Source organism: Liquorilactobacillus cacaonum DSM 21116 (assembly GCF_001436735.1).
In the GTDB taxonomy this organism is placed as follows: Bacteria; Bacillota; Bacilli; order Lactobacillales; family Lactobacillaceae; genus Liquorilactobacillus; species Liquorilactobacillus cacaonum.
The window spans coordinates 556324-562707 of the sequence record NZ_AYZE01000014.1 but is presented as its reverse complement, the minus strand read 5'-3'; the positions used below and the strand labels follow the sequence as shown (position 1 = coordinate 562707).

6 protein-coding genes are annotated in these 6384 nt (G+C 34.4%); 5 read left to right on the top strand and 1 reads right to left on the bottom strand.

Annotation, left to right across the window (positions count from 1 at the left end):
* The 4 genes from FC80_RS09500 to FC80_RS06605 form a co-directional block, all read left to right on the top strand.
* A partial coding sequence (locus FC80_RS09500; RefSeq protein ID WP_202813109.1) for an LPXTG cell wall anchor domain-containing protein occupies positions 1 to 287 on the top strand: 287 nt, incomplete at its 5' end.
* Positions 288 to 533: 246 nt separating this feature from the next.
* A complete protein-coding gene (murI, locus tag FC80_RS06615; protein WP_057829334.1) occupies positions 534 to 1310 on the top strand; it encodes a glutamate racemase in 777 nt (258 codons plus the stop codon).
* 402 nt (positions 1311 to 1712) lie between these two features.
* On the top strand, positions 1713 to 3488 hold the full coding sequence (locus tag FC80_RS06610) for a lectin-like domain-containing protein (RefSeq protein WP_057829333.1): 1776 nt from the start codon (positions 1713 to 1715) through the stop codon (positions 3486 to 3488).
* Positions 3489 to 3983: 495 nt separating this feature from the next.
* Positions 3984 to 4664 carry a class A sortase gene (locus FC80_RS06605; protein ID WP_057829332.1) on the top strand — a complete coding sequence of 227 codons (681 nt, stop codon included), beginning with the start codon at positions 3984 to 3986 and terminating at the stop codon, positions 4662 to 4664.
* Positions 4665 to 4770: 106 nt separating this feature from the next.
* Here FC80_RS06605 and FC80_RS06600 read toward each other — a convergent pair whose 3' ends face one another.
* The gene (locus tag FC80_RS06600) at positions 4771 to 5319 is read right to left on the bottom strand and encodes a sigma-70 family RNA polymerase sigma factor (RefSeq protein WP_057829331.1); all 549 of its coding nucleotides are present in this window, start codon (positions 5317 to 5319) and stop codon (positions 4771 to 4773) included.
* Between the two features lie 206 nt (positions 5320 to 5525).
* On the opposite strand from FC80_RS06600, the gene FC80_RS06595 reads away from it, so the two are divergent.
* Positions 5526 to 6290 (top strand): hypothetical protein, encoded by a 765-nt coding sequence (locus tag FC80_RS06595; RefSeq protein ID WP_057829330.1) that lies wholly within the window; start codon positions 5526 to 5528, stop codon positions 6288 to 6290.
* The last annotated feature ends 94 nt before the right edge of the window (positions 6291 to 6384 follow it).

Here is a 6384-nt window from a genome sequence, read left to right as displayed (position 1 = left end):
CAACACCAGCAACACCAGCAACACCAACACCAGCAACACCAACACCAACACCACAGACGCCAACGAATACGAACGGTTCAAATGTGGTAATACCAAAGGCAATGAATAATGTTGTTTCTAAGAAAACAGTGGTACCAGCAGCTGTAACACCAACTAAGGCAAGTTTGCCACAAACTGGTGACGAACAAAATACAAGAAATTCAATTATCGGAGCAATTCTTGTAGCTTTGGCAGCAGTAGGAACATTATTTGGAATTGATAAACGTAACAAAAAGCAATCAAAATAAGCTAGCATAACGAATTTAATGAAGAAAGCTAAAATTTAATTCATTACAATTGAGCTAGTACTGATACTTAGAAGAAGCCATACCAAAGCTAACTTTATGGGATGGCTTTTTCTATTTGTATCAAAAAATTAGCAATATGTTTTTTAAACTTGCTTTTTATTTCTATTAAAGAACTTTTAGTTTTGTGTACAATTGAAATTGCGATAGTATAATAATAGTAATATTAATTTAAAGGATGTTGCCCTAATGTATGAAATAACAAAAGATTGTCCAATCGGCGTATTTGATTCTGGTGTCGGTGGAATTAGTGTATTGCGTGATTTATACCGGCTTATGCCGCAAGAAGATTATCATTTTTTTGGTGACTCATATAATGCTCCGTATGGAATAAAAACAGTTGATGAAGTTAAGAATTTGAGCTTTAAAATTGTTGAACATTTTATTGAACAGCATGTTAAGGCAATTGTAGTTGCTTGTAATACTGCTACGAGTGCTGCAGTCACAGATATTCGTGCTACTTATCCGGAACTGACAATAATTGGATTGGAACCAGCTATTAAGCCAGCAGTTTTACGTAAGCCTAGCTCTCAAGTTGTGGTGATGGCGACCCCGTTGACGTTGCGTGAACAAAAATTTCAAGAGTTACTTGAACAATATGAGAAACTTGCTGATTTAGTCTTGGTACCGGCACCTGATTTAGTTGAATATATTGAAAAAGGTGAGTTGGATACACCGGATGTTATTGCATATTTAGAAGAATTATTATTGCCTTACAAAAAAACAGCAGACTCAATTGTGTTAGGATGTACTCACTTTCCTTTTGTTAAATCAGCAATTCAAAAGGTAATGGGAGCAGACAAGTTCATTATTGATGGTGGACCTGGTGCAGCAAGAGAATTACAGCGTATATTGCGTGACAAGGAATTATTACAGACCTTGACGCATGAGGGCCAAGTTGTTTTCGCTAATAGTGAGGTCGGGACAGGGAAAATTGCGTTGAGTGAAAAGTTGTTTGAATCGTGAGTTAAAAGTCACTTTGTCAGATTATGATGATAGACTATCTGTAATTTAATCTATCAATAAAAAAGTATAAAACCGATAAATCTAGGCGTAGAGCTAAATCAAAAGTTAATTTTGATCTAGCTCTTTTTTTGTTCTTAATGAAAAGTACACTAACTAGCAAAGTGAGTTATTTAATTTTTGAAAAAAACAAAAAATTAAAAACTAAAGACATCGAAAATTATTGTATATTTTAAATGATGATTAAATGAAAGCTTATATCATAACGATATTGGTAGTAGTCATTACTTATAGTATGGACATAATATAAATTTTATTGAGTTAAATGATAAAAATATATTGTATTAGGTATTATTTTAAATTACTATTAAATTGTAACAAAAAATTAATGATTGAGGTGTTGATATGAATAAGAAGCAAGGAATAATATTTGTTGCTACTACGAGTTTAATGTTATCTGGAGCGGCTCTTTCTCATGTGATTTTGAACAATAATGATGTTGTTCAAGCTGCAGTGGTTAGAAGTGCAGATTCTAGGACAGTTACAGTTGAACCTTCGGACTTCCGTGATTATTTTCAAGCCAATGGAAATGCTGATGTACCGTATGATACTAGTACATGGACACAGACTTTGACGACTGATGATAAATCTGAGTCAGGAAATGTTACGTTAAAGACCAAAATTGATATGAGCCAAAACTTTGATTTTAAAGGTTATGTTAATTTAGGAGATAAGTCTAAGAGTCAAGGTGGTGCAGATGGTATAGGAATTTTATTCCAACCAGGGGATGTTAGTACAGTTGGTAATACGGGAGGTGCTATGGGTATTGGAAATATACAGGGTGCTTTTGGTTTCAAGTTAGATACGTATTATAATGGTTGGAGTGAATCTGATTTTACGGCAGATCCTTCTGAATTTTCCAGTGGAGAGTCTTTTGGTGCCTTTGTTGATGGCACAAATGGACAAGCTGTAACTATTGCTGATACTGCAAAGGAGATTGCACAACCTTCTGGTAATACCTTTAAACCTATAGATATTGAATACAACGGTTCTACAAAAACAATGACTATTACGTATGATGGTCAAACTTGGTCAAGAGATATCAGTGATTGGCTAGGTGATAATACAGCAATGTCATTTGCAATTTCTGCTTCAACGGGTGCTAATCATAATCTTCAGCAACTTCAAAATGTAACATTCACTTACACTGTTGCCCAAGGTAAAGTAAATGCAAATTATGTCGATGACAGTGGAAAAACTATTGCACCTGAAGTTACAACAGAGGGAGATATTGACTCAAATTATGCAACAACTCAAAAGGAAATTCCCGGCTATACATTTGAAAAAGTGACAGGTGATAGTGCTAGTGGAGAATATACTGCAAATGATAAGACGGTAACTTATGTTTATACGAGAAATCAAGGAACTGCAGATGTCAAGTATATAGATGATACTGCTAATAAGACATTGTTGGATACTCCACTAAGTGGGAATACAGGAGACAAGAGTTCATATACGACAGCCGATACAATAAAGAAATATGAGAGTGAAGGATATGAATTAGTTAGTGATAATTATCCAGCAGATAGTATAACTTTTGGAGATACGCCACAGTATTTTGAGGTACATCTTAAACATGGACAAACAGTAACAAATGAAACAAAACAGGTCAATGAAACTATTCACTACGTATATAGTGATGGTAGCCAAGCAGCAGATGACTATAAAGCTACTCCAGTAGAATTTACAAGAACGGTAACAACGGATAACGTAACTGGAGAAAAGACTTATGGTGATTGGACACCAACAACTGGAACTTCTTTTGCAAAAGTTACGTCACCAGTAATTACAGGGTATACACCGGATAAATCTGAAATTGGTGAGATTACTGGGATTACGGACACGAGTTCAGATGTTGAAGAAACAGTAACCTACACTAAAAGTATAGTTCCTAAGCAACCATTTGAACCAGCGACACCAACTGGTAATGATAATGATGCTGGAACTGGGACAGCAATTAAAAAAGTAGTTGATAAGAAAACGGTTGTTCCTGTAGGTAAGAAAACTCTTCCTCAGACTGGTGATGAACAAAACAATAATGTGTTATGGGGAATTGCGTTGATTGCTTTAGCAGGAGCAGGTTTTATAATAGGCTTGGCTAGACGTAATAAAAAGATTTAAATAATGAAAGTAACGACAAGTTTAAAGCCTGGAAGCTAATTAAAAGCCCGAGGAATCTTGTATAGTTACACATAGTAGGAGTTGAGTCAAAAGTTGATTTTGACTTAGCTCTTTTTGTTTTCTTGAAGACCACATTAACCATCAAATTAAGTTATTTGATTTTTGAAAAATACAAAAAATTAAAAACTAAAGGCATCGAAAAATATTGTATATTTTAATAGACATATAGATAGGAATCTAAAAAACTTAGTTAAGGAGTAAGATCCTGTTTCTTTCCAACATATCTTTGTGGGATTAATATTACTGGACAAAGTATTGTTTAAAGTTAATGGATTGAAAGAATATCACAAAGATGAGTAAAATATGGATGTAGTTAAATTGGATAACATAATGTTTAAGCTACTACGATTGAATTCACTCTATATGGAGTAACACAACTCAATAGTAGGTGGAGCTGTGTTAAAATAGTAACTAGAAAAGGTGGTATTAGATTAAATGAAAAAAAAGCTATCATGGATACTTGTTTTTGTTCTTTTTGCAGTAGGGCTAACTTTGATTTTTAGTCAAAATATTTCTGATTATTTAGTCAAAAATATGTCTTCTTCGGATATGAAACAAAGTATTACGACTGATTCAAGTAAGAAAAAAAGTAAAGTCAAAGCTAGTTTTGACTTTAAAAAGGTCAAAAGTGCATCGGTTAATCGGGTAGTTGCAGCATCTTTCACTTCTAATACAACGGGAATGATTGGAAAGATTGCGGTACCAGCTGTGGGTTTGAAATTGCCAATTTTCGAGGGAATTAACGATAATAATCTATTGCGTGGTGCAGGTACGATGAAGGAAAATGAAAAGATGGGTGAGGGGAACTATGCACTGGCTGGTCACCATATGAATAATCCAGATATTTTGTTTTCGCCCCTTGCTAAGGCACAGGTTGGAGAATTGGTTTATCTTACGGATGGGAAAAAAGTCTATACTTATAAGTTGACGGTTCGCAAGACAATCAATAAGTATCAGGTACAAGTTATTGATGACGTACCCAATAAGAAGATGATTACGTTGATAACTTGTGATCCGATTAAGGGAGTGGCACATACACCACTTCGGATTTTGTTGCAGGGTGAATTGCAATCAGTTAAGTCTGTGACGACGAATAATGTGAAGATGTTTAGATAGGGTATGGTATTAAGAAGGAAAATTCGAACACTAACATAAAGGGTCGTGCCAAAAGTTAATTTTAACAAAAAAGGAATGAGCATCTTGCCCATTCCTTTTTTAAATCCTATTTTTCTATTATTTTTAGTGCCTTCTTAATTACAGAGTTACGCCACTTATAGATACTTTGTCTTGAACAGCCAATCATCTGTGCCATCTTCGTTATGCTCATACCGGCAACTCGATTAGCGAGATATGCTTGCTCTTGCATAGTACACTCGTTCCAGAGTTCTTGAAAAAAAGCACTAGTGAGAATATCGGCTTCAAATTGTGTCGCTAAAGAATCAGGTAAATCATATTCATTTTCCGCATTAGCTGTGACTTGAATGGAGTCAATGTGTTCTTGTTGTCTGATTTCTTTGCGAATGATGTCGAGTAAGCGCCACTTGATTCTTCTAAAGGCATACGGACCGAATAATTCAAGATCTTCAATTGAATGAATAGAAAAGAAGTCTTCGTATGCTTGGACATAGAAGAGACAGCCTTCCTGGAATAAGTCTTGGTAGTCACTACGATTAGGTGTGATATTTAGTGTGCGTAATACCCCATGAATGAGTCTGACATTGTCATTTTTTAGAAGTTGTTTGAAAGCTATTGAAGTTAATTTATTATCCATTTTTTGAATCTCTCCTGATATTAGATTGATTCAAGGCCTTAAATCACTTTTATAGTAAACAAAATAGCTAACTTATAAAATATAGAAAAGATTAATAAAAACCTAGATGTAAATAATTATGGCGATTTGTTTAAAAATAAATTAGAATGGAAATGTAGTGTTTTGGGGCATTACAAATAAAAATAATAGGGGGTAGAACTTGGGGGATGTATCAAAAAAATTTGTTTTTACATAATCTAGATTGGAAGACGTTATTGAATAATGCGGATTTTGATGATTGTGCACGGATAAATCCAGATTCAACCTTGTTCATCTTTGACTGTCAACAATATGATTCTTTGGAATGCAAGTCGATTCTTTTCGACTGTAATCGCGGAGTAATCATGACCAATAAGGAGACTAAGAAGCTAGTCAATGAATTGGTCAAATCACTTGCATGGAGTTTTTTAGAAACGCGGACGATTAATGCTCTTAAATCAGGACAAAGTAAGTCATTACCTTATGTTCATGGGAAGATAGCACTGATTCCATTGACTGGGGTAACACAACATTCAACCAATTGGGTGATGTTCAATAATGTAGTTGGCCATTCATTCAATAAGGACTCACAAAACTTGATACTACACTTTTCGAATTTTCAAGGTGAAAAATGCAAGATAGAAGTTGTAGCTGATAAAGCATTGTGGAATCAACATCTTAAGATAGCAGCTGAACACATGCTGATTCAAAAAGAATTATATAGGCAGGAATCCGAATATTTTAAGAACATTGAAGAAACACATCTGTATCGAATGTGTAAGGAAGAAGCAGATGTCAATAATATATACATGGCATTGAAGACATTCATTGATGCACGTGATCGAATTTTAATCGAGAGTGCTATCAAAGAGGTCTATGGAGAAGAGGCTACTACAAGAGCTGTGAATGACGTAAGGAATCTTGTTATTCGCAAACTAAAGTCGATTATCTAATGATTGGTCTATCCCAAAATAGATGAAAAGTTGTTGATTTTATAAAAGTTTACTTACTAAAAGAAAGATTGTAACCTATATTTTTTTGCAATTA